The organism is Sporosarcina sp. 6E9, assembly GCF_017921835.1.
Lineage (GTDB): Bacteria > Bacillota > Bacilli > Bacillales_A > Planococcaceae > Sporosarcina.
The window spans coordinates 176,157-195,823 of sequence record NZ_JAGEMN010000002.1; the positions used below are offsets into that span (position 1 = coordinate 176,157).

At 40.6% G+C, this 19,667-nt stretch carries 22 protein-coding genes; 3 read left to right on the forward strand and 19 right to left on the reverse strand.

Annotated features, from left to right (window positions below; translation table 11 throughout):
- Positions 1–270 precede the first annotated feature (270 nt).
- From J4G36_RS12435 to J4G36_RS12500, 14 genes are all read right to left on the reverse strand, one after another.
- Positions 271–1,470 carry a Bcr/CflA family multidrug efflux MFS transporter gene (locus J4G36_RS12435; protein ID WP_210470696.1) on the reverse strand — a complete coding sequence of 400 codons (1,200 nt, stop codon included), beginning with the start codon at positions 1,468–1,470 and terminating at the stop codon, positions 271–273.
- Between the two features lie 158 nt (positions 1,471–1,628).
- Positions 1,629–4,220: a polynucleotide kinase-phosphatase gene (locus tag J4G36_RS12440; protein WP_210470698.1), complete on the reverse strand. Its 2,592-nt coding sequence runs from the start codon at positions 4,218–4,220 to the stop codon at positions 1,629–1,631.
- Entirely contained in the window at positions 4,217–5,563 is a 1,347-nt protein-coding gene (locus tag J4G36_RS12445) for a methyltransferase domain-containing protein (RefSeq protein WP_210470705.1), read from the reverse strand. The genes J4G36_RS12440 and J4G36_RS12445 overlap by 4 nt, the downstream gene beginning before the upstream one ends.
- Positions 5,554–6,450 carry a GNAT family N-acetyltransferase gene (locus J4G36_RS12450; RefSeq protein ID WP_210470707.1) on the reverse strand — a complete coding sequence of 299 codons (897 nt, stop codon included), beginning with the start codon at positions 6,448–6,450 and terminating at the stop codon, positions 5,554–5,556. The genes J4G36_RS12445 and J4G36_RS12450 overlap by 10 nt, the downstream gene beginning before the upstream one ends.
- Before the next feature lie 84 nt (positions 6,451–6,534).
- Positions 6,535–6,936: a spore germination protein GerW family protein gene (locus tag J4G36_RS12455; RefSeq protein ID WP_210470709.1), complete on the reverse strand. Its 402-nt coding sequence runs from the start codon at positions 6,934–6,936 to the stop codon at positions 6,535–6,537.
- Positions 6,937–6,963: 27 nt separating this feature from the next.
- Entirely contained in the window at positions 6,964–7,419 is a 456-nt protein-coding gene (locus J4G36_RS12460; RefSeq protein ID WP_210470711.1) for an NUDIX hydrolase, read from the reverse strand.
- Between the two features lie 92 nt (positions 7,420–7,511).
- Entirely contained in the window at positions 7,512–7,799 is a 288-nt protein-coding gene (locus J4G36_RS12465) for a YciI family protein (protein ID WP_210470713.1), read from the reverse strand.
- Positions 7,796–8,260 (reverse strand): DUF1801 domain-containing protein, encoded by a 465-nt coding sequence (locus J4G36_RS12470; protein WP_210470720.1) that lies wholly within the window; start codon positions 8,258–8,260, stop codon positions 7,796–7,798. Before J4G36_RS12470 ends, J4G36_RS12465 begins: the two co-directional genes overlap by 4 nt.
- A 55-nt stretch (positions 8,261–8,315) precedes the next feature.
- A complete protein-coding gene (locus tag J4G36_RS12475; RefSeq protein WP_210470722.1) occupies positions 8,316–8,723 on the reverse strand; it encodes a hypothetical protein in 408 nt (135 codons plus the stop codon).
- Between the two features lie 76 nt (positions 8,724–8,799).
- Positions 8,800–9,537 (reverse strand): ABC transporter ATP-binding protein, encoded by a 738-nt coding sequence (locus tag J4G36_RS12480; RefSeq protein WP_368668778.1) that lies wholly within the window; start codon positions 9,535–9,537, stop codon positions 8,800–8,802.
- 27 nt (positions 9,538–9,564) lie between these two features.
- The gene (locus J4G36_RS12485) at positions 9,565–10,314 is read right to left on the reverse strand and encodes an ABC transporter ATP-binding protein (protein ID WP_210470723.1); all 750 of its coding nucleotides are present in this window, start codon (positions 10,312–10,314) and stop codon (positions 9,565–9,567) included.
- Entirely contained in the window at positions 10,307–11,119 is an 813-nt protein-coding gene (locus J4G36_RS12490; RefSeq protein WP_210470725.1) for an ABC transporter permease, read from the reverse strand. Before J4G36_RS12490 ends, J4G36_RS12485 begins: the two co-directional genes overlap by 8 nt.
- Entirely contained in the window at positions 11,120–12,088 is a 969-nt protein-coding gene (locus J4G36_RS12495; protein WP_210470726.1) for an ABC transporter permease, read from the reverse strand.
- A complete protein-coding gene (locus J4G36_RS12500; protein ID WP_210470727.1) occupies positions 12,078–13,652 on the reverse strand; it encodes an ABC transporter substrate-binding protein in 1,575 nt (524 codons plus the stop codon). The genes J4G36_RS12495 and J4G36_RS12500 overlap by 11 nt, the downstream gene beginning before the upstream one ends.
- A gap of 173 nt (positions 13,653–13,825) precedes the next feature.
- On the opposite strand from J4G36_RS12500, the gene J4G36_RS12505 reads away from it, so the two are divergent.
- Positions 13,826–13,972 carry a hypothetical protein gene (locus tag J4G36_RS12505; RefSeq protein ID WP_210470728.1) on the forward strand — a complete coding sequence of 49 codons (147 nt, stop codon included), beginning with the start codon at positions 13,826–13,828 and terminating at the stop codon, positions 13,970–13,972.
- Between the two features lie 78 nt (positions 13,973–14,050).
- Here J4G36_RS12505 and tatC read toward each other — a convergent pair whose 3' ends face one another.
- From tatC to J4G36_RS12525, 4 genes are read right to left on the reverse strand one after another with little or no spacing between them, the layout of a single operon-like run.
- Positions 14,051–14,881 (reverse strand): twin-arginine translocase subunit TatC, encoded by an 831-nt coding sequence (gene tatC / locus J4G36_RS12510; protein WP_210470730.1) that lies wholly within the window; start codon positions 14,879–14,881, stop codon positions 14,051–14,053.
- Between the two features lie 15 nt (positions 14,882–14,896).
- Positions 14,897–15,097 (reverse strand): twin-arginine translocase TatA/TatE family subunit, encoded by a 201-nt coding sequence (tatA, locus tag J4G36_RS12515; RefSeq protein ID WP_210470731.1) that lies wholly within the window; start codon positions 15,095–15,097, stop codon positions 14,897–14,899.
- A 27-nt stretch (positions 15,098–15,124) separates the two neighbouring features.
- Complete coding sequence (locus tag J4G36_RS12520) at positions 15,125–16,837, reverse strand: GMC family oxidoreductase (RefSeq protein ID WP_210470732.1); 1,713 nt, start codon at positions 16,835–16,837, stop codon at positions 15,125–15,127.
- Positions 16,838–16,852: 15 nt separating this feature from the next.
- A complete protein-coding gene (locus J4G36_RS12525; RefSeq protein ID WP_210470733.1) occupies positions 16,853–17,605 on the reverse strand; it encodes a gluconate 2-dehydrogenase subunit 3 family protein in 753 nt (250 codons plus the stop codon).
- A 145-nt stretch (positions 17,606–17,750) separates the two neighbouring features.
- On the opposite strand from J4G36_RS12525, the gene J4G36_RS12530 reads away from it, so the two are divergent.
- On the forward strand, positions 17,751–18,767 hold the full coding sequence (locus J4G36_RS12530; protein WP_210470734.1) for a PQQ-dependent sugar dehydrogenase: 1,017 nt from the start codon (positions 17,751–17,753) through the stop codon (positions 18,765–18,767).
- Positions 18,768–18,832: 65 nt separating this feature from the next.
- Here J4G36_RS12530 and J4G36_RS12535 read toward each other — a convergent pair whose 3' ends face one another.
- Positions 18,833–19,249, reverse strand: a complete 417-nt coding sequence (locus tag J4G36_RS12535; protein WP_210470735.1) for a hypothetical protein — start codon at positions 19,247–19,249, stop codon at positions 18,833–18,835.
- Positions 19,250–19,424: 175 nt separating this feature from the next.
- Here J4G36_RS12535 and J4G36_RS12540 point away from each other — a divergent pair, with 175 nt between their 5' ends.
- Positions 19,425–19,616, forward strand: coding sequence for a CsbD family protein (locus J4G36_RS12540; RefSeq protein ID WP_210470736.1), 192 nt, complete (start codon positions 19,425–19,427; stop codon positions 19,614–19,616).
- Positions 19,617–19,667 lie beyond the last annotated feature (51 nt).

Below are 19,667 nucleotides of genomic sequence, written 5' to 3' on the forward strand. Positions count from 1 at the left end.
ACGTGCCGAATGGCATGTGAAAGCTTTTCATTTTGTGTCAACCGTCGCCCCATTTATCGCTATCACATAGTTTCAATGAAATTCCCTCTGTTTTAGAGTTTGCTTGCAGTCATTAGGGATTTCCTTGCACGCTTAGCCTGTTTGGTTGCATTCATCAAGAATTTCCTTGCACTTAAACATTTTTGCTTGCAAGTCGGGACTTTCAACCTATCGAAATTCACTTAAAACAATAAAAAACGTGAAACGCTCTTAGTAGCAGCGTTTCACATTCTATATTACTTCTTTTTTAGTTCTCGCAAGGCCCCAATACGATAGAACAGCGATCAATGCTGATACAAAGATAATGGCACCCATTGGGATTGCCGTTTCTTCACCCGCGATTCCAACAAGCGGTGCTGTAATTGCCCCTAAAATGAAAGGCAATAAGCCGAGTAAAGCCGATGCACTCCCTGCAATATGTCCTTGTGACTCCATGGCCAATGAAAAGGATGACGTGGAAATAACAGCAATGGACATCACGAAAAAGAATATCGGAATAACAATAGCTAGAAGTGGACCATTTACCAATACAACAATGAGTAACACCGCTCCTGAGATAATAGATAGCAACAAACCGCTTTCCAAAATTTGTTTTTCCGTTAATACGCCTGTTAGCCGTCCAACGGTATGCGTTCCGATAATAAGCCCGATTCCATTCATTCCAAATAACAAACTAAACATTTGCGGCGAAACCTCGTAAATGTTTTGGTAAACAAATGGCGTACCAGCAACATACGCAAAAATTCCGGCCATGATGAATCCTTGCGCTAGCGCATAACCCATAAACTCTCGGTTTTTCAATAATGATAAAAAGTTCTTAAGTGTATTTGAAAAATTACTAGGCACACGAGACTGTGCCGGCAATGTCTCGTCCATTCTCCACATGACGACCGCAAATAGTAATAAGCCAATCACGCTCAATACCGCAAATATTCCTTTCCAATCCGTAAACGACAGAACGGCCCCGCCAAAGACAGGCGCTAGGATTGGCGCTAAATTAAAAATAAGCATGAGAAGAGCGAAAAACTTCGTCAATTCCCTTCCGCTATATAGATCCCGAACAATCGCTCTTGAAATAACGATTCCTGAAGACGCAGCAAATCCTTGTATAAAACGAGCAGCGATAAAAAATCCGATACTCGGTGAAAAAACACATAATAACGACGCGATAAAATACACAACCAGCGCAATTAGCAATGGTTTTTTACGGCCATGCACATCACTCATTGGTCCAAGGATGAGTTGACCTAAACCAATTCCTAAAAGAGTCGCAGTTAAACTCACTTGTACAAAGGATGCCGTCGTATCAAATGCTTCAACAATCGTTGGAAATGATGGTAAATACATATCAATTGTGAACGGACCCATTGCAGCTAACGTTCCCAAGAGAATCGCAAATCGTAAGCGTTTAGATCCTTTTAATGTTTCCATAGTCGACAACTCCTTTATCAGAAAAACAATCACGTAGGCGATTGTTTTTTGTTTAATAAACGCACAGAAGTATATCATTATACCATCTCGTCATCACTCTTCATAGAATTCAAAACTAAAAACAGCCGCATACTCATTTGAGTTTACGGCTGTTTTCATTATAATCTAGGATCAACTGGATCTGATTCCAATGCCAATGTAGCAAGAACGCATTCATGGACTCGTTCTAGGGACTCACCGTCGACAAATCTTTGGACCCCTTCAATACCTAAAGCAAATTCCCTAAGTGCCAGTTTTTGTTTTTTTCCAGCGCTCCGCTTTTTCAAGCGCTCAAGATTTTCCGGGATTAAATAATCCATTCCGTATATAATATTCAAGTATTTTCTCCCTCTAACCTTGATCGCTGGCTGTAACAATTTTCCTTTGCTTCGAGCAATGAAGAACTCCGGTTTGATCACGATCCCTTCGTGTCCATCCTCAGTCATTTCTTGCCACCAGGCGATAACTTCCTGTTCGCTACTTTCATCTGAAATGACCTTGTATGCTGTCTCAACAAACAGAGAGGATCCTTCCGCAAATTCTTTATTCATTTCCATATGCCACACATGAGGCTTTTCAAAAAAAGTTTCACCGCTATGGGCTAATACATGGAACGGGGCGATTTGAATATCGACTGTTTCTTCCGCGTCCCAACAATACTTTTGAAACACTTCTTTGAAGGTCTGGGCATGTTCAAGTTTCTCTTCGTTTTCTACTAAAAAACGCGTCAAGTCCTCATTCTTTTCAGCTGCGGATACCAACTTTTCTTTTAACTTCATGCGATCAAGAATGGCATTTTCCGAGACGTGCGCATATTGCTCACTGATTAACGCCTTCGCCTTTAAATTCCAAGGCATGATTTCTGCATCCAGTAGAACATAATTCGTCTCATGTTTTTCGAAATAGCTTTTAGAGGTAAGTTCTTCATTTAGCCTCGATAGGATTTCAGTTTCTGTCTCTTCATCGAAGAAACGCCTTCCCGTTCTTGTATAAATAGCACCCAACACCTCAGAACCAATCGTATGTTTCGCTGATTCCACGTCCATGAATACTAACAAAACCGCTCGACTGCCCATATGTTTTTTCTCAGCAATCATCGTATGAACGCCGTGGCTCCTATAATAGGCGATTGCTTCTTTCGGATGTTCCAAATAGTCAGGTTCCGACGAGGTGACAGGCGTCGGGCTCATTGTCGGTGGAATGTAAACCAATTGCTCTAGTGGAAGCGCGTAATGGGAAACGGTGTCAATTGCCGATTTCACAATATCCGAATGTATTTTCACTTCGCCCAGTTGTTCCGTCAAGACCGAAAAGCCATTAATGAATTTCCCGATATTCGGTGGATTTAGTCGATTTTCTTCCCATTCGATTAATGGATTATCGGCAGCGTCAGAATAATCCCTCGCAGCTTTCACGGCCAAAAATTCTTTTTCTGGATAACGATATGCGGTCAATTTTCCGCCAAACACAACACCTTGATCAATATTGACCGTATTATTGATCAGAAGCGGTTGTGGTTTTGGGTCATGTCCCCAAATAATTACCGCACTTCCCTCATGGTGGATTGTCCAATCTTTTCGTACGGGTTTGCCAATCTCATTAAATCCGTCCGTGTCACCGTATCGGCAGAAATCCTGAATTTCCAGTGACTGCTTGCCGATATATTCATCTCGAATGCCAGCGTGTGTACAGACCGCAACCGAAACCCCATTTTGCATGATTACGTAATGAGACGGTGCCTGCATAAGAAAATCCTTTAACAACTGCTTCGTTTCAATCGTTTGATCCTCACCGTACCGCGCTTCGTAGTCCAGAAATTCAGCAACAACTTTTTCATCACCGTGATTCATCGTCACATCACGGCCCTCAAGCCAACGAGCAACCTTCCATCCGTGGTTACTATCTATCATATAAGCCAGTCTTTGTTCAACATGCTTCTGCATAAACAGCATCGTCTTCAGGGATTTAGGTCCCCTGCTCATGACATCGCCAAGGGATAGAAAACGCCGGCCTTCAGGGTGAATAAAAAGACCGTCCTCATTCTCCACATATCCAAGCTTAAGTAGAAGCTGAATCATCTCATCGTAACACCCGTGAATGTCGCCTATCACATCGAGTCCTTGCCCAACATCAATCATCAACGGATTTTCCCGTCTAACCAGTTCAATCGCTTCCACTGAATCTGTAAAAAAGATGGATTTAAAACCATCTTTCTTGATAAACCGCTTTTCTCTCTTAAGCGTTTGAAATTGTTGCTTCACGCGTCTTGTTTCTCTTGGATTTTCGCGCCCGGCATTCCGTTCGAGTAAGACGCTTTGCGCTACGTCCATAAAAATCGCCACCGCTGGGACATTGTGTTTCTCGGCTAATTTAACGTATTTTTTTCGGTCATCGGGGTGCAAATGAGTTGCATCGATAAACGTTACTTTATTCAAACGGCATCTTGCCTCGACAACATTGTCCATCATATTGAAAGCTTCTTTGGAAATAGCCTGATATTCATCGTAAAGACCATCCGCTTCATCTTTCGGCCGATTCGCCCAACTAATGTAATTCGTATCTCCAACAATTTCCCGATAGTCGTCCGAACTAATGACTTCGGAAGACAGTATTTTCTCTTCTTCAATCCACTTATTCAATAATGTTGATTTACCGCTATTGGAAGCACCGACAAGCAAAACAAGTCCGGAATAAGGAATCGTAATTCTCATGATGCATCCCCCTTCCTGACAAACTTGCACATTTGTGTTGGATGACCATACACTTCATGCACTTCTCCGATGCCTTCAAACTCGAGTTTATAGCTTCCTAAACGATTCCAATCTGCGCAAGACTTCTCAAACTCTTCCCTTGTCCATTCAAACCGATGATCGAAATGCCGTTTCGCATCCGTCATTTCATAGACCGAATTATATTCTTGATTTGGCGTCGTGATAATAAGGGTTTGCGGTTTATAGTCATCAACGATTAAACGCATTGCTTTCGCCAGTCGCTCTTCGTCGATATGTTCAATTACTTCACATAAAATGATGACATCTTTATCCTCTAACCTTTCATCATAATAAAATAACGATCCCCAAATCGTTTTCGGTTCAACGAATCCTTCTTTACTTTTTATCTTTTCAAATCGTTTTACAGCTTTCAATGTTTCTCTTTCCGATGGTTCAACCGCCAGTATTTCCTGGACGCCATCTACAAACCCTAACCTAGCAGATAATTTCCCCTCACCAGAACCGAAATCAACAACCGATTTTTTAGAAGGTAAATCGTTTATTGTTTCAATAATTTTATCGTAACGCAGTTCATTCAGACGTGGTGATTTGGGTGACTTTTCTTCCGCTATATTCTCTTCCATCTGGCTATAGAGTTCTTTGAATCGAAGCGCTTTTCGAATGATAAACTCTCTTTCCGGATGGTCATCGAGCCACCCATCCCCGTAGCGTTTAATCTTTTCAATTTCAGCTTCGTCAATAAAGTAATGTTTATAATTATCCATAACTGGAATAAGTACATATAGTTGTTGAAGTGCTTTTTGGAGTGTAACTGTCCCAGAAATCATTAAGAAACGAGCTGAACTTCTAGTTTTTAACTGAAATGAATAATCTGTTTCACCATATTCGATGTCTACTCGGTAGCCAAGCGGTTCAAAAAGACCTTGAATTTCCGCGTCAGATAAGTCTGAAACAACTGGACCAAAGCTGAATTCAAATGAAAACGGATGATCTACCCATTCAATATATTCCTCTTTTGGCTGACCATTCAAAGCTGTTCCCAATGCAGATCGTATAAGTGACGTAAAAATACTACTTACCGCAAATTCACGGTCGTTAATATAATGCACGATATCGTATATATTCGACGAATGTTTGATTAGCGCCAACGGATCAGGCGTTACAAAAATCGTAACCTCCAGTTCCGTTTCAGTAAATGTACTATAAAATAGGCGAATGAAGTGCCCCTTGTTTTTTCTCTCGTAAATATTATCGGGATTTTTAGCGAGTAAATGTGAAATGACTTTCACGTTTTCACCCGTTGCTTTGATTGTTAGTTGCACGGTGTTCTCTCCATTCTCAAATCGATAAGTTCATGCTTTCTATTAAACCCCGCTGCTTCATAAAGATGAATCGCTTTTTCATTTTCTTTCTCAACTGAGAGCGTAACACCCTTGATCGATTCATATGAAAATAGATGGTTTAAAGCAGATTGAATCAGCTTTGTCCCGATCCCTTGTTTTCTAAATTTATCAGAAACCGCAACATATTCAATCGAACCTTGCCCCTGCTCTGGTTCGGCTTCTACATAGACATATCCTTTAATTTCTGTACTATCATTTTTTATTATTAACAATTGATTATGTTCATTTAAACGACTTATGATATTCTTCGCATTATAATATGTCGTTGGAAACTCTAATTGGTGAATTTTTGAAAAAGAACCTTCAAAACCTGTCTCATATTTTTCAATTTCTTTATGATTAGATTCTTTAAATCCATCACGTTTTGCTTGTAAGATATAATGGTTTCCCTTTTCGATTCCACCAAGATTCAAAACAAATTCTTTCCCGATTTTATTTTCCTGGTTTAGAAAAAAGAAGAACTTCCTTAAGGAAATCTCTGAATCTGAATAAGAAAGTACCTTTTTAAAGAGATTTTCTGCAAGAACAATCATGCTTTCACCTCTCAAAAATGGACCCCATACCTCTGCGCTTAAGTCATCTTCATCAATGTCCAAGCCCATTGCACCTATAATTATCTCGTTTTCATACGCAACTGTAAAAGATTTAGCTAAATCTAAATCCGAAAAGTCATGCGTCAAGTCATGTAAAATCGATTCTTTATCGCTACCGCAATAGCCAATATGTTTACTCGGTACTTTGTTCGCCTCTGCTAAAAAAAAGGCAAGTTCCTCTATATCAATTGGAGGTGTTATTGTAATCGTCATTTGTTTCAACTTCCTTACCACTCGTTATTATGTATTTCATAGATCAGAAAACAATTCACTTAAACGATCCCAATTGTCAGCAACCTATTTCTTTTTACCAAGCCTCATTAATAGTGTTAATCCCAACGTAAGTAAAGTAATAATCGCCAGAATAAATTTCATATCAATTACAGGTTTAAACTTTACTTTGTCGGAAGTAATCTCATAAACCCCTAAAGGTTTAACAGAAATATACCCCCCGCCTCCTTCTCCTTGCGTTGCTGATGAGTTTTTACTTTCACCAGAATAACCGCCACCGCCACCTACATAATAATCGACTTTTGCTACAGGAAGTACTTTTTTATTTTCAAGTTCAATCGGTTCCCCGTACACCAATGAAACATCCTTATATCTGGCGAATTTATCAAAAATCACGCCAATTGGCGAACGATAAAATGGCTTTGTTGCCGTTGAATTTATAGTAGGATTTATCCCATTCACTTCCATGCTACATTTCCCCTTTATAAAAGTTATTTACCAATCCTTTAATTTAGACAAGTACGGCTCAATATAACTTCTAGACCCAGACGCCAAATTTTCCGGAAGTGCTGCAAGCGGAAAGTACTGAACATCCAGGGATTCAACCCCGTCAATTACAATATCCCCTGTTACATCCCGTGTTGCATAAACAGCCGTAACAGAATACAATTCATCACCATTTGCTACTTTAAGAAAATAATCCTCACCGGAGAATATGCCCATGAGCTCCAACTCTCCTACCTTAAGTCCTGTTTCTTCTTGCACCTCACGCCTGCCCGTTTCCTCCATACTTTCTCCAAGTTCCATTATCCCACCAGGTAGCCCCCACCCGCCGTCTGATCTATGCTGTAGAAGAATTTCATTCTGTTCGTTTAGTATAATCACAACTGCCCCCGGTAAAATAAGCGGTCGATTTCCAACTAATTTACGTAATTCCCTGACATAACCCATTACATTATCTCTCCTTAAATTTTTGCGAATAAAAAAGGATTCGAGATTAGTGCCTCAGAATCCTTTAATATAAGAAATTTATAGTCAACCTCTTACTCGTTGAAAATCCCCTCTAGCGGTTCCCACGGATAAACTTTAGCTTCAAACTTCCCATCAATGACGGCCGGATCATTATCCGCAAAGCGCTTGGCCTCCTCCAAATTATCAACTTCTAAAATAATCAACCCGCCCGTATGATCCATAAAAGGGCCACCTGCGATTAAGATCCCCTTCGCCAAAGCCTCTCTAACATATTCCCTATGCGGAATAAGACCCTGTTTCCAATGTGGTTGCCCTTCTAGCCAAGCAATACCGGTCGTAAAATGAATTACGCATTTCATTTAGCAACGTCCGGATAGACTTCTTTCAAATATTTTACAGTCTCGACAATAAACTCTTTTAACACTTCAACATCTATATCCGCCACTTTATTAACATATACGCACATTTTCCCTGTTGTATGTTTTCCTAATTCCTTTAATAAATTTTCCCGTACCTTCTCATTTGTCGTTAAATATAAGCTAATTTTTGCTTTTCGTGGCGAGAAACCAACTAGCGGCGCATCCCCTTCGTGACCGGATGCATATTTATAATGATAAGAACCGAATCCGATAATACTCGGGCCCCACATCTTTGCCTGCAAACCCGTTGTTTCTGTAAAAATGTCCAACAACTTATAAGCGTCTTCACGTTTTTGGGGGCTATCGACATTCTCAATAAATTCGATAACACTTTTGTCGGTTTCTTTTGTTTTTAATTCGTACTTAGTATAATCTCCCCTTTCTAAAGTTGTTAATTTCATATACTGTTGTCTTCTCCGATTTATCCTAAAAACCTTTTAAACCAATAGAAAACTTTTAGTTTTGATTCAAATGCCACAACTTACTTAAAGGAATTTCATCAGATTCCATATTAAAACTTTCAATTAATAAACGCTCTAAAACATCCTCGATTGCTCCAGTATGAAAAGTAACAATCACATGACAATGCGCTAATGCAACATGGTCTGTCAGCTGTTTCGCAAATTGATCTAAAGGTTCAATATGTTCATCTTTCACCCTGTTTTCCGAATAAACTTTCACAGTTATTAAGTTTGTTCTTAACTCATCCTCACTAATTTCTGTTCCATGAGGTAAGTTCAAATCTTCAGTTTTCGCTTGACGATTTTCATCTAAAATAATCATTCGATAAATATCGTTTCCAAATCGAATATCCCACACTTCTAAATCTTTGGATCTTAGAACCCGCTCAAAGTAATCCATCATCTTATCGCCCTCCCTCAGGTCTTAACTTAATTCTAACCGAACACTAAAAAAAGCCTAGAGAATATTCTCCAGGCTTTCAGTTCAATCCATTATTTTGCTTGCCTAACATCGCCTGAAAAAGTTTATTTGAATACGGATGTGAAAAGGTGAATTTATCATTCACTTTCGAACTTTCATCAATGATTTCTCCGTTTTTCATGACGTAAATTCGGTCACACATATAAGTCACCACTTTTAAATCATGTGCGATGAACAGAATCGCCATGCCGGTTTCTCGGTTAATGTCGATTAATAAATCAATAATTTCTTTTTGAATGAGTCGGTCGAGGTTGGAGACGATTTCGTCGCATATTAATAGTTTTGGGCGAACGAGAATCGATCTGAGCAAGTTCACCCGTTGTCTTTCGCCGCCACTTAGTTCAGAAGGGAGTTTGTTTAAATGCTCTTTTGTCAATTTAACTTTTTCAAGCATGTTCAGGATATATGCACCGCGGTCTTCTTTCATTTTTCGAAGTGGCTCCAGCAAAATTTCTCGAACAGTCCACGATGGATTAAGCGCTACTGATGCGTTTTGGAAAATGAGTTGGCATTCTGTGTAAAAAGCTTTGGACTTTATCGCGGGCTCTTCATTCAAAAATATGGATCCGTTGTCCCGTTTTTCCAACTGCATAATGATTCGCGCTAGCGTACTCTTTCCGCTTCCACTTTCACCGACGAGCCCAACGATTTCGCCATTGCCAACCATTAAATCGACACCCTTGAGAGCCTGTTTCGTATTGCCATGACCTCGATATGTTTTTGAAACATTTTCCACTGTCAGCAATGGCTTCTCCTCGCTTTCTCAGAATCGACTTTCCAACAATCGTATTGTATACCCATTTTTTGGTCGTTCAAATATTTCCGTTACACTGCCAGTTTCGACGACTTTCCCTTTATGCATGACAACCATTTCATCGGAAACTTCCGAAACGATGTCTAAATCATGCGTGATTAAAAGAATGGTCGTCCCATGTTTTTTATTTAGCTCTTTCAATAGCTCGATGAATTCTTTTTGTAAAACTGTGTCGAGGGCCGATGTCGGCTCGTCGGCGATTAGTAACTTCGGTTCGACGTATAGTGCACATGCAATCATGCATCGTTGCAACATCCCGCCCGATAATTCAAATGAGTACTGTTCCATGATTTCTTTTGGTAATCCAAGGTCGTTCAATATTTCGTCCATCTTCTCTTGAAATTCCGCAACGCTGTGTTTCATCTTCCTACCCGAAAACTCGTATAATTGCTTTCCCATTTTTATAGAAGGATTAAAACTATTGGCTGCGTCTTGAAAGATCGTGAATAGCTGAGACCCCCGTATCGTTGACAGTTCTTTATTCGACATCGTTAGCAAATCTTTATCGGCAAACAAGGCTTGTCCCGTCGCTTCTGATCCTGCGGGTAAGATATCTAGCAGTGCGGCAATGGTCATGCTTTTCCCACTGCCGCTTTCGCCAATTATCGATGTTATTCTTCCACGTGGAACAAAAAACGAACTCGCTTCGACAATTCTCTTTCCGTTGATTTCAATTGACAGCTGATTTACTTCAAGCACCAAATCGCCTCCGTTCCGGGTCTTTCAAACCTTCCCCTATGAAGTTAATCGCTAGGATTGTAACAAAAATTAGAATTCCTGGAAACAACCCAATCCACCAAGCGCCAATTAATATATCATTTTGCGCGTAGTACAACATATTTCCCCATGACGGAATAGCTGGTGGAACACCGATGCCGAGAAAGCTTAACGATACCTCAATAAAGATTGCACCGGCGAAGTTAAACAAGGTTACGACAAATATTGCGGAGACACTGTTTCGAAGTAAATGACCGAAAATGATTTTCCAAATCGGCGTGCCGAACATTTTGGCCATTTGAACAAATTCAGCGTCTTTTAACCGCATGAATTCGGAACGGACAATCCGTGCAGTCGTCAGCCAACCGGTTATCCCGATAATTAGCGCCATACTCCACATGCCGCCTTGCATAAATGCTTGAAATGCGAGGATGATGACAAGTGACGGGATTGTAATGAATACTTCTAGAAGCCGCATCATCGTAGTATCGACAAATCCGCCAACATAACCACTAAGTCCACCGTATAACACACCAAGCAGTAGCGAGAATAGTACAGATAAAGTCGCGACCGTAAGCGTGACTTTACCGCCTTCCAACAAACGAGAAAAAACATCACGCCCAAGATGATCCGTGCCTAATAAGTGACCGTCCCCCGGAGATAAATAGACTTCATCAAGATTCATATCGTTCGGTTCATAAGGTGCGAGAATACCAGAAAAAACAGTTGATAATACAATAATTCCAAGGATAATGCTCCAAAAAATAAACATTTTTCGAGATTTCATTTACTGTACGCCCCCTGTTCGAAGCTTGGGGTTCAATGAATACATAATAAGATCGATGATAAAGAGACTAATAACCACGAGCATGCCAATAAAAATAATGCTGCCCATTAGAAGTGGAAAGTCTTTCGTAACGACAGATTTAACCGTTAACTGCCCAAGTCCATTCCATGAAAAAAGGGATTCAACGATAATCGACCCTCCAAAGAATGAAGGAATCGTCATTCCAATATAATTCAAGTATGGAAAGGAAGCATTACGTAATATGCCCTTTCGAATTACCTGTTCCTTTACCCCATTAGCACGTGCGACAGTCGCATAGTATTTACGATTTTCTTCTTTAATGCTTTCTTGCAGAAAACGGGCGTAAATGCCTACATGAGTGACGATAATAACGGTTGCCGGTAAAATGAGATAGCGCAGTTTATCCCAAAAGCCACCTTCGCCTCCAATATCCCCTGTTCCCGATGAAGGAAGCACACCGAGTTTAACAGCGAAAAATGAAATAAATAAAATGCCGAGCCAAAAAGCAGGGATTGAAGACGTTGCGATGCTTATGGTTGATAAACCCCTATCCCAAATAGATCCTGCTTTCATCCCCGCTATTATACCGAGCCAAGTTGAACCGACAATGATGAAAAACATCGTTACGCCAAAAAGCAGCAATGTATTCGGCAACCGTTCCAGCAGAATGGTTGTGACAGGTCGGCCTTCTTTATAGGAAATCCCTAAATTTCCTTTCAACGTTTCAACGAGCCACGAGCCATACTGTGCAGTAAGGGGACGATCAAGTGAAAAAACACGACTGATTCTTTCCTTTTCAGCCGTGTTCAATGTTTGTGCATTGCCACCGTAAAACGCTGTCGCAGGGTCACCTGGCGCGGCATGCATGATAAAAAAAGAAAGGAAGCTGACGACAAGGAGAACACCTAACCCCATCATCATCCGCTTCCCAATCCATTTAACGGTCATTCCACGTCCACTCCTCGACATTCCAAAGGAAACCCGAACCGTGATGGCCAAGAACTCGTTCTTTCACGCCGCCGATATTTTTATTAATGCCATAAACGGCATTTACATAGGCGATGAAGTCATAAGGTGGATCTTCCGCAAGCTCTTCTTGAAACGCCATATATATCTTTCGGCGATTTTCAGGATTCATCTCCAAACGGCCTTGTTCAAGAAGTTTATCAACTTTTGGATTTGAATAACTTCCGTAGTTATAACCCGTGCTCGTCAAACTTGATTCCTCTGAGTGGAATAAAATATGCGTGTGATGGTCGGCGTCATAAGGACTTCCCCAGCCAATCATAAATGCATCTGCATCTTCAATAGTGATAGCGCTCCAATCAAGCGCAGCGACTTTCACATCCGCACCGATTTTCTTAAATCCTTCCGCGACATAGTTTGCCATGTTCACACGCACTGCATCCGAGGCAGGCGAAGTAATCGTAAACGCCAGTTTTTCCCCGTTTTTATAACGGAAACCGTCATTGGTTTCTTTCCAGCCTGCTTCGTCAAGCAACTGTTTAGCTTTTTCGACATTATATTCATACTTCTCGATTTGTTCATTTTTAAAAGCATGTTTTTGAAGCGGTGAATAGGCTTCGGTTCCGAAACCTTTTAAAATACCGTTAACGATTTGGGCACGGTCTGTCGCATAACTAAATGCACGCCTGACATCTGTATCTTTCCAAAGGTCTTTGTTCATATTAAATAAAACAGCACGGTAATCGGCTGAATCGACATCGTAAATCTTAAGACTTTCCACCTTTTCCATTTCTGCTACTTGCACAGGATCCAATAGCGCGATATCAACTTCGCCGGATTTCAACTGCAATGCACGAACATTACTATCTAGAATAAATTTAAAAATCACCTTTTCAATTGATGGTTTTGTTCCATGGAAGTTTTGATAAGCTTTCAGCGTAAGACTGTTTCCACGGTCCCAACTATCGAACATATATGGACCAGCGCCAATAGGTTGGCTATTAAATTCAGCCGTTCGCATCTCTTTTCCTTCGAATGCATGCTTCGGAAGAATCGGCACCGTCAGCTTATCCAGTATCGGCGTGAATTGATGTTTTAGTTTTAACTTGAGTTCGTAATCAGCCAATTTTATTATCGAATCCACTTCCGTAAAGTCCGACTTCAAAAATGATGCATTTTTATCATCCAAAATGCTTTCAATCGTGAAAATCACATCTTCAGCTGTAAGTTCCTCACCGTCGTGAAACTTGATACCTTTTTTTAATTTAATCGTATATAACAGGCCGTCATCTGAGATATCAATTGAATCTGCAATATCAGTAATGGGTTCATTTTTCTCATTAAAACGCATTAATCCGCGAAATAGCAATGCATCGAGATTCGTCTCCTCGAGAATTGGATTCAGTCCGTCAAATTCTGATTCTGATGCATAGACTAGCCTGTTTTCATTTGTTTTAGGGCCACTAGCGTCTTTACTCCCGCAACTTGATAATAATAATAAAATCACTAGAAATATTGTGAATAAGTTCAATTTATTTCTAAACATAATTGCCTCCCAAAATTCAAATTTTCATCTATTTTAATTATAATCTTACCATGCACGCAATGTCTATGAGTTCGCAAATCTCCACAACTTTTTTACTTTCGCTTAGGATAAGATGATCGAAATAGGGGAAAATAATCATTGATCGAAACTATTGTGAATGAGGAGGAATATATGTGAATGGAAAATGGGCTCTTACAGCGCTCGGTGCCGGTGCGGCATACTTGATGAGAAACAAAAACGCACGAGAGAAACTGATGAAACAGGTAGAATCGTTCACAGGCATGTCAATGGGAACGAACAAAAACTCAAGTTCTTCATAAAACATAGCCAACACCTCTGACCATTTTTCGATCAACAAAGAAATCGGCATCCCTTAAACGGGTGCCGATTTTCAATTTTTAATTTTCAACTGGAGTTGTAGCTCGTTGCTCGGAACGACTCACAATATAGATGCTAATCTCATATAGCAACGCCATTGGAATGAGCACAATTATTTGGCTAATGAAATCAGGCGGCGTAATGAGCGCCGAAATAACAGCCAATGATAAGTATGACCATTTTCGTACCTTCTTCATCGAATCCGCTGTTAACAATCCAATTGTCGCTAGAAACATTGCAACGATGGGCAACTCAAATAATAAGCCCAATGGCACCGTCGTCATTAGAAGGAAACTAGCGTATTCCTGGGCAGACACCATGACATTGAAGTTCATCGCCCCCAAGGAAACCAAAAAGTTATAGCTTAGCGGATTCACGACAAAGTAACCAAACGCTATACCGCCCAAAAAGAGTAAAAACATAATTGGTGAATATAAACTTAAGAATTGGCTTTCACGTTCATTCAATCCGGGCTTCACAAATTGCCAGAGGAAATGGCATAAAAAAGGCAAGGCAAGACCCACCGCAAGTGCCGTCGAAATCGACATATAGAATTTTACTACTTCCAAAGGACCGAGAACGATCAACTCATGACCACGTGTCACATAAGGAAACCATAGATTAATGGTCACAAAAACGATGATAAAAAAGAGTAGAAAAGTGAATATGCTTTTAATTAGCTGCTTTCTTAATTCCGTGAGATGACCGACAAGAGAAGAGTCATTCTTAGCGTCACTTTTTCCCTGTTCAGAATGAATTTCATTAACTTCTGTTGTCGCAACTGCTACTTTTTCGATTGGTTTATCCAGCGGGCTCATTATTTTACGATTATGATCACCATATGGGTCCATAATATCACCTGCTTATCATTGATCTGATTTCTTCGGTTCCTTCAATACTGTTTCATCGTCATCTTCCATAATACCCTTTGCCGATTTTTTGAATTCAGAAAGTGTTTTTCCGACTGCGGAACCAACCTCGGGCAATTTTCTCGGCCCGAATAAAATCAGCACAATCACCAAAATAATGATTAAGCCCGGAACACCAATTGCTGCTATTCCACCCATTAGATAAGCCTCCTCTCAACTTCATATTCAAACTAGCGAACCGCCGGCTTTACTGTATTTAATAATTCCTTCCGCAGCTCGATACGCTAGCGCACCCACTGTGCCGGTTGGATTATAACCACCGTTATGCGGAAAGTTTCCTGCGCCAACCACGAACAGATTATCGACTTCCCAATGTTGCAAGTAATTATTTACAACACTGTCGTCGGGACTTGCCCCCATAATTGTCCCACCCGTATTATGTGTCGTTTGGTACGGAACTATGTCATAATCTGAAAGCGGATTTCCAGGTACAGTCGTCTTTGCGCCCATCTCATCCATAATGGCTTTTGCTTTATCCGTTAAATACTTGTGTAAATTACGATCTTGTTCCGTAAAGTTATACGTCAATTGAAGCAACGGCACGCCGTATGCATCTTTATAATCTGGGTCCAGCGACAAGAAGTTTTCCTTATGCGGAATTGACGCACCTTGACCGCCTACACTAAGTGTTCTTGAATAATTATGAATCGATGCTTTCTTAAACTCCGGTCCCCATGCAGGCGTGTCGGGCGGGACTGGATTTGTTTGGATTGGACGGACGCCTGTCTGAGTAATCGACATGCTCGCACCGTGTATGAAATTTAACTCGCTATGATCGTAGTTATCCCCGTTGAGATCATCAATTGTCATTCCAAGAGAACCCGCTCCCATGAACACATTCATCTGTTCATCAAAAAATCCGGTTGCGCCCGGAAGGATTTGATAAGCATAGTTTTTGCCCAGCGTTCCTCTTCCTGTATCGGGGTCGTACATTTCTCCAATGCCTGATACCATGAGAAGCTTTGCATTATTCATGACATAACTTGTCAGTACAACGACATCCGCTGGCTGTATGAATTCTTCACCAGTTTGCGTGTCGATATATCGAACACCTGTCGCTTTACCGCCTTCTTTCAACACCTCTACGACATTACCGTGAAAGCGAACCTGATAATTCCCCGTTTTAAGCGCCGTTGGAATAACCGTAATTTCCGGTGATGTTTTTGCCCCGTATTCGCACCCAAACCGCTCACAAAAACCGCAATATTGGCATGCAGCAATTGTTTGACCGTCGGGATTTTCATAAGTCTCCGACAAGTTAGCTGAAGGCAGCATAAATGGAGTATAACCAAGATTGCTAGTCGCTTTCTCGAACTTTCTTAAAATCGGAGTCTTTTTCATCGGAGGCGTCGGAAAATCATTTGCACGCTTCCCAGCGAACGGATTTTTGTTTTCTCCCGATATGCCGGCTGTTTTTTCAAATTGATCGAAATAAGGCTCCAACTCGTCATATGTAATGCCCCAGTCTTGGAGAAGATAATCAGCAGAAAGTTTGTCTTTTCCGTACTTTTTCTCTGTTTGCGTTTTAATCTCAAAATCATATGGCAGGAAACGCCATGTATGCCCATTCCAATGGGTGCCAGAGCCCCCGAGCCCCTCCCCAAGAAGGAAAGATCCCATTTGGCGCATCGGAAGCGCTCGCATCTTACGATTATTTCTGAATGTGATTGTTTCTTTTGATAGATCCTGCATTAATTCATAACGGATTGCGTAGCGATACTCGTCATGCACCATTAAATAATCCGCTGTACTTCTTTCTTTTCCGCGCTCAATTCCAACAACCTTCATCCCAGCTTTTGCGCACTCAGCACCAATAATACCGCCTAACCATCCTACCCCGACAGTCACTACATCCACTTTATCCAATGTCTTTACCATCTGCATTTCACTCCTTTAATGTTCCATACTGCTAATCGATTTTGGTTCAATTTTCATGTACTTTTCATTTTCAATTTCTTTTATATAGGCCATCTGATGACCCGGGAAACCCTTCATGCGCCATCCAGCCATATTAATATTTCCGTTATAGATTGGATCCGCATATGCTCCTTCAAGCGTGGCTTGTCTTAGTAATTTAAAATAAAATTCTGAAGCGACGCCTTTCATTTCGACTTCATTCTTTTGAAATGCGGTTAGGATTTCATCCATTTGGTTGCCTTCCAGGGATGCAAAACCCGTGTCGAACCTCTTTTTTGCTTCCTCATCCATTTTAGCCAGACCTTGCTTAAAAATCTCCGCACGGGTAAGTCTACTTTGATATCCTTGGGTTGATTCGCCTGCAAAAAATGGCCCTTTCATATACTCTTTCGCGTTGCTTCCGTAATTTCCGGCTAATTGGTTGTCGATGAAGTACGGAACACCAAGTCCGATTGCCCCAGGTCCAAGATCATCTTCCGGGAAAATTCGCTCGACTGCTTCCGACAATACATTGAACTCGTTTACATTTGTAAAGAACATTCGTCCTCGAAATACATCGCCGACATGCTCGCCGCCCGCTTCATTTTTTCCAGTGCCTGCGACATTATCCTTGGTAACGTTATGCGTGATAAGACTTCCAAGTACGCCTCCGCCTACTAGTGCACCAGTTGCAATCCCGGTTGTCTTAAGAAATTCACGTCTCGATAAACCATTATTGTCTTTCGTCATCTTCATTCTCCTTTGCTTAAAATTTCACTCTTAATAAAGCATGCCAATTTTCAACCTTTTTCATACAATATTGAGTTTTTATCTAAACCAAGATTGCTTGTATAATTGAATGGGTATTCTGTATCCTGTGGAGGGGGGGTATTACATGAGAAAATTCATCCTATTATTATTGCTATTAGTAATTGGCGGGTGTTCGGATTCTATTTTGCAACAAAACGAAGTCAATACAATGTCCGCTAAAAAAGTTGCTACAAATCTTGAATCTCCGTGGTCAATTGAAAAGAGTGGCGGTACTATTTTTATTTCAGAACGAAGCGGTACCATCGTCAAAGTTTCTCCTGATGGCAACCAAGTTCGGGAAAACGTAAAGTTGTCTAAACCTTTGTCAAACGCTTCCGAATCAGGGCTATTAGGATTTGTTTTAAAAGAGGATTTCAAACAATCAAGCGAGGCTTATGCTTATTACGTCTATGATCTCGATGGCACGCCTGTGAATCGGATTAGTAGTCTTCAATATGACGGTTCATCTTGGGTTGAAAATGAGATTCTTCTAGACGGGGTCTCTTCTGGTTCCGTTCATCACGGAGGCCGTTTGGCAATTTCCCCTGATGGTGTTCTTTTTGCAACGATTGGGGACGGCGCTAATCCAGAAGCTGCCCAGGATTTAAACTTATTGAACGGTAAGATCTTGTCATACGGTGAAGATGATAAATTCCATATTTTTACGTACGGTCATCGAAATCCACAAGGACTTGCTTGGGATTCACAAGGTGTACTGTACGCATCTGAACATGGACAATCTGCAAATGATGAAATAAATTTGATTATCGAAGGGAATAATTATGGATGGCCAATCATTGAAGGTGATCAAACCGCCGAAGGCATAGAAACACCTATTTTAACTTCTGGCGCCGTAAATACATGGGCACCATCAGGAATGGCTTTCCATAAAAACTTTTTATACGTGGCGTCGCTTCGCGGTCAAGAAATACTTGTTATTAATCCCGAAAATCGTCAAGTTGTTGACACGATCAAAGGTTTTGGCCGCGTTCGTGATGTTTTTTCGGACGACGAATCTTTGTTTTTTATATCGAATAATACCGATGGACGTGGAAATCCTGCGAATGACGATGATGTCTTGTACCAACTAACGATAAATTAAATCTATTGCAAAAAAGGTAATCCATGGCGGACTACCTTTTTCATCTTTTCTTATGTGGTCTGCTTCTAAATTCTTTCATAATGATCATTTTCAAATCCGAGGATTGGTATTCGATCATCTTTAATTTCAAGAGCAGTATACGGAATCTCAATTATGTATTCTGATTTACCATAGGGACGAACCGGTAATTTGTCTTTAACAAATGGATTATTCGTCACGAGCGAAACCATCCCAGTGCTTTTATTATAGGCTTCTACCGAAAACCGATGCCCTTTAATCATTGCAAATGGAAAAACTTCATAAGCAAGCTCCAATTCGCCAATGTCAATAGTCTTCATGAATTTCCCGTCACCGTTTTGCATCTTTATGAATCCATTTTTCAAATCTTCGGGATCATTAGACTTTAAGTAATACCGTCCCTGGTATGAGACAAGTTCATATTCCTTACCATTTGATAGGGCAAAGCGTCCTTTCTTTAACACGATAACCCCTCCCATACTTTTCATATCCTTGGTTATAAGTATACATAGATAGCAGTATAAAAGATACATCTATTTTGTTTCATTTTTCAATCAACTCACCAGGTATTACCTACTATTGTTTATATCTTTTTAGATGCGGGTATACAATAAACACATTACAAAGGAGGGCTTTTCAATGACAGACAAAGGATTTTCGGACAAATTAAAAGGTGCAGGGAATAAAGCCAAAGGCGAAGTAAAAGATGAATTTGGTAAAGCAACGGATAACGCGAAGTTACAAGCCGAAGGTAAATTTGACAAGGCTAAAGGTGAAGTGCAAGAAAAAATTGGAGAAACAAAAGATAAGTTTTCTAATCGAGATCGTTAAAAACAGTGAAAGAGCTATTTCTCATTGAGAAGTAGCTCTTTCTTTTACATG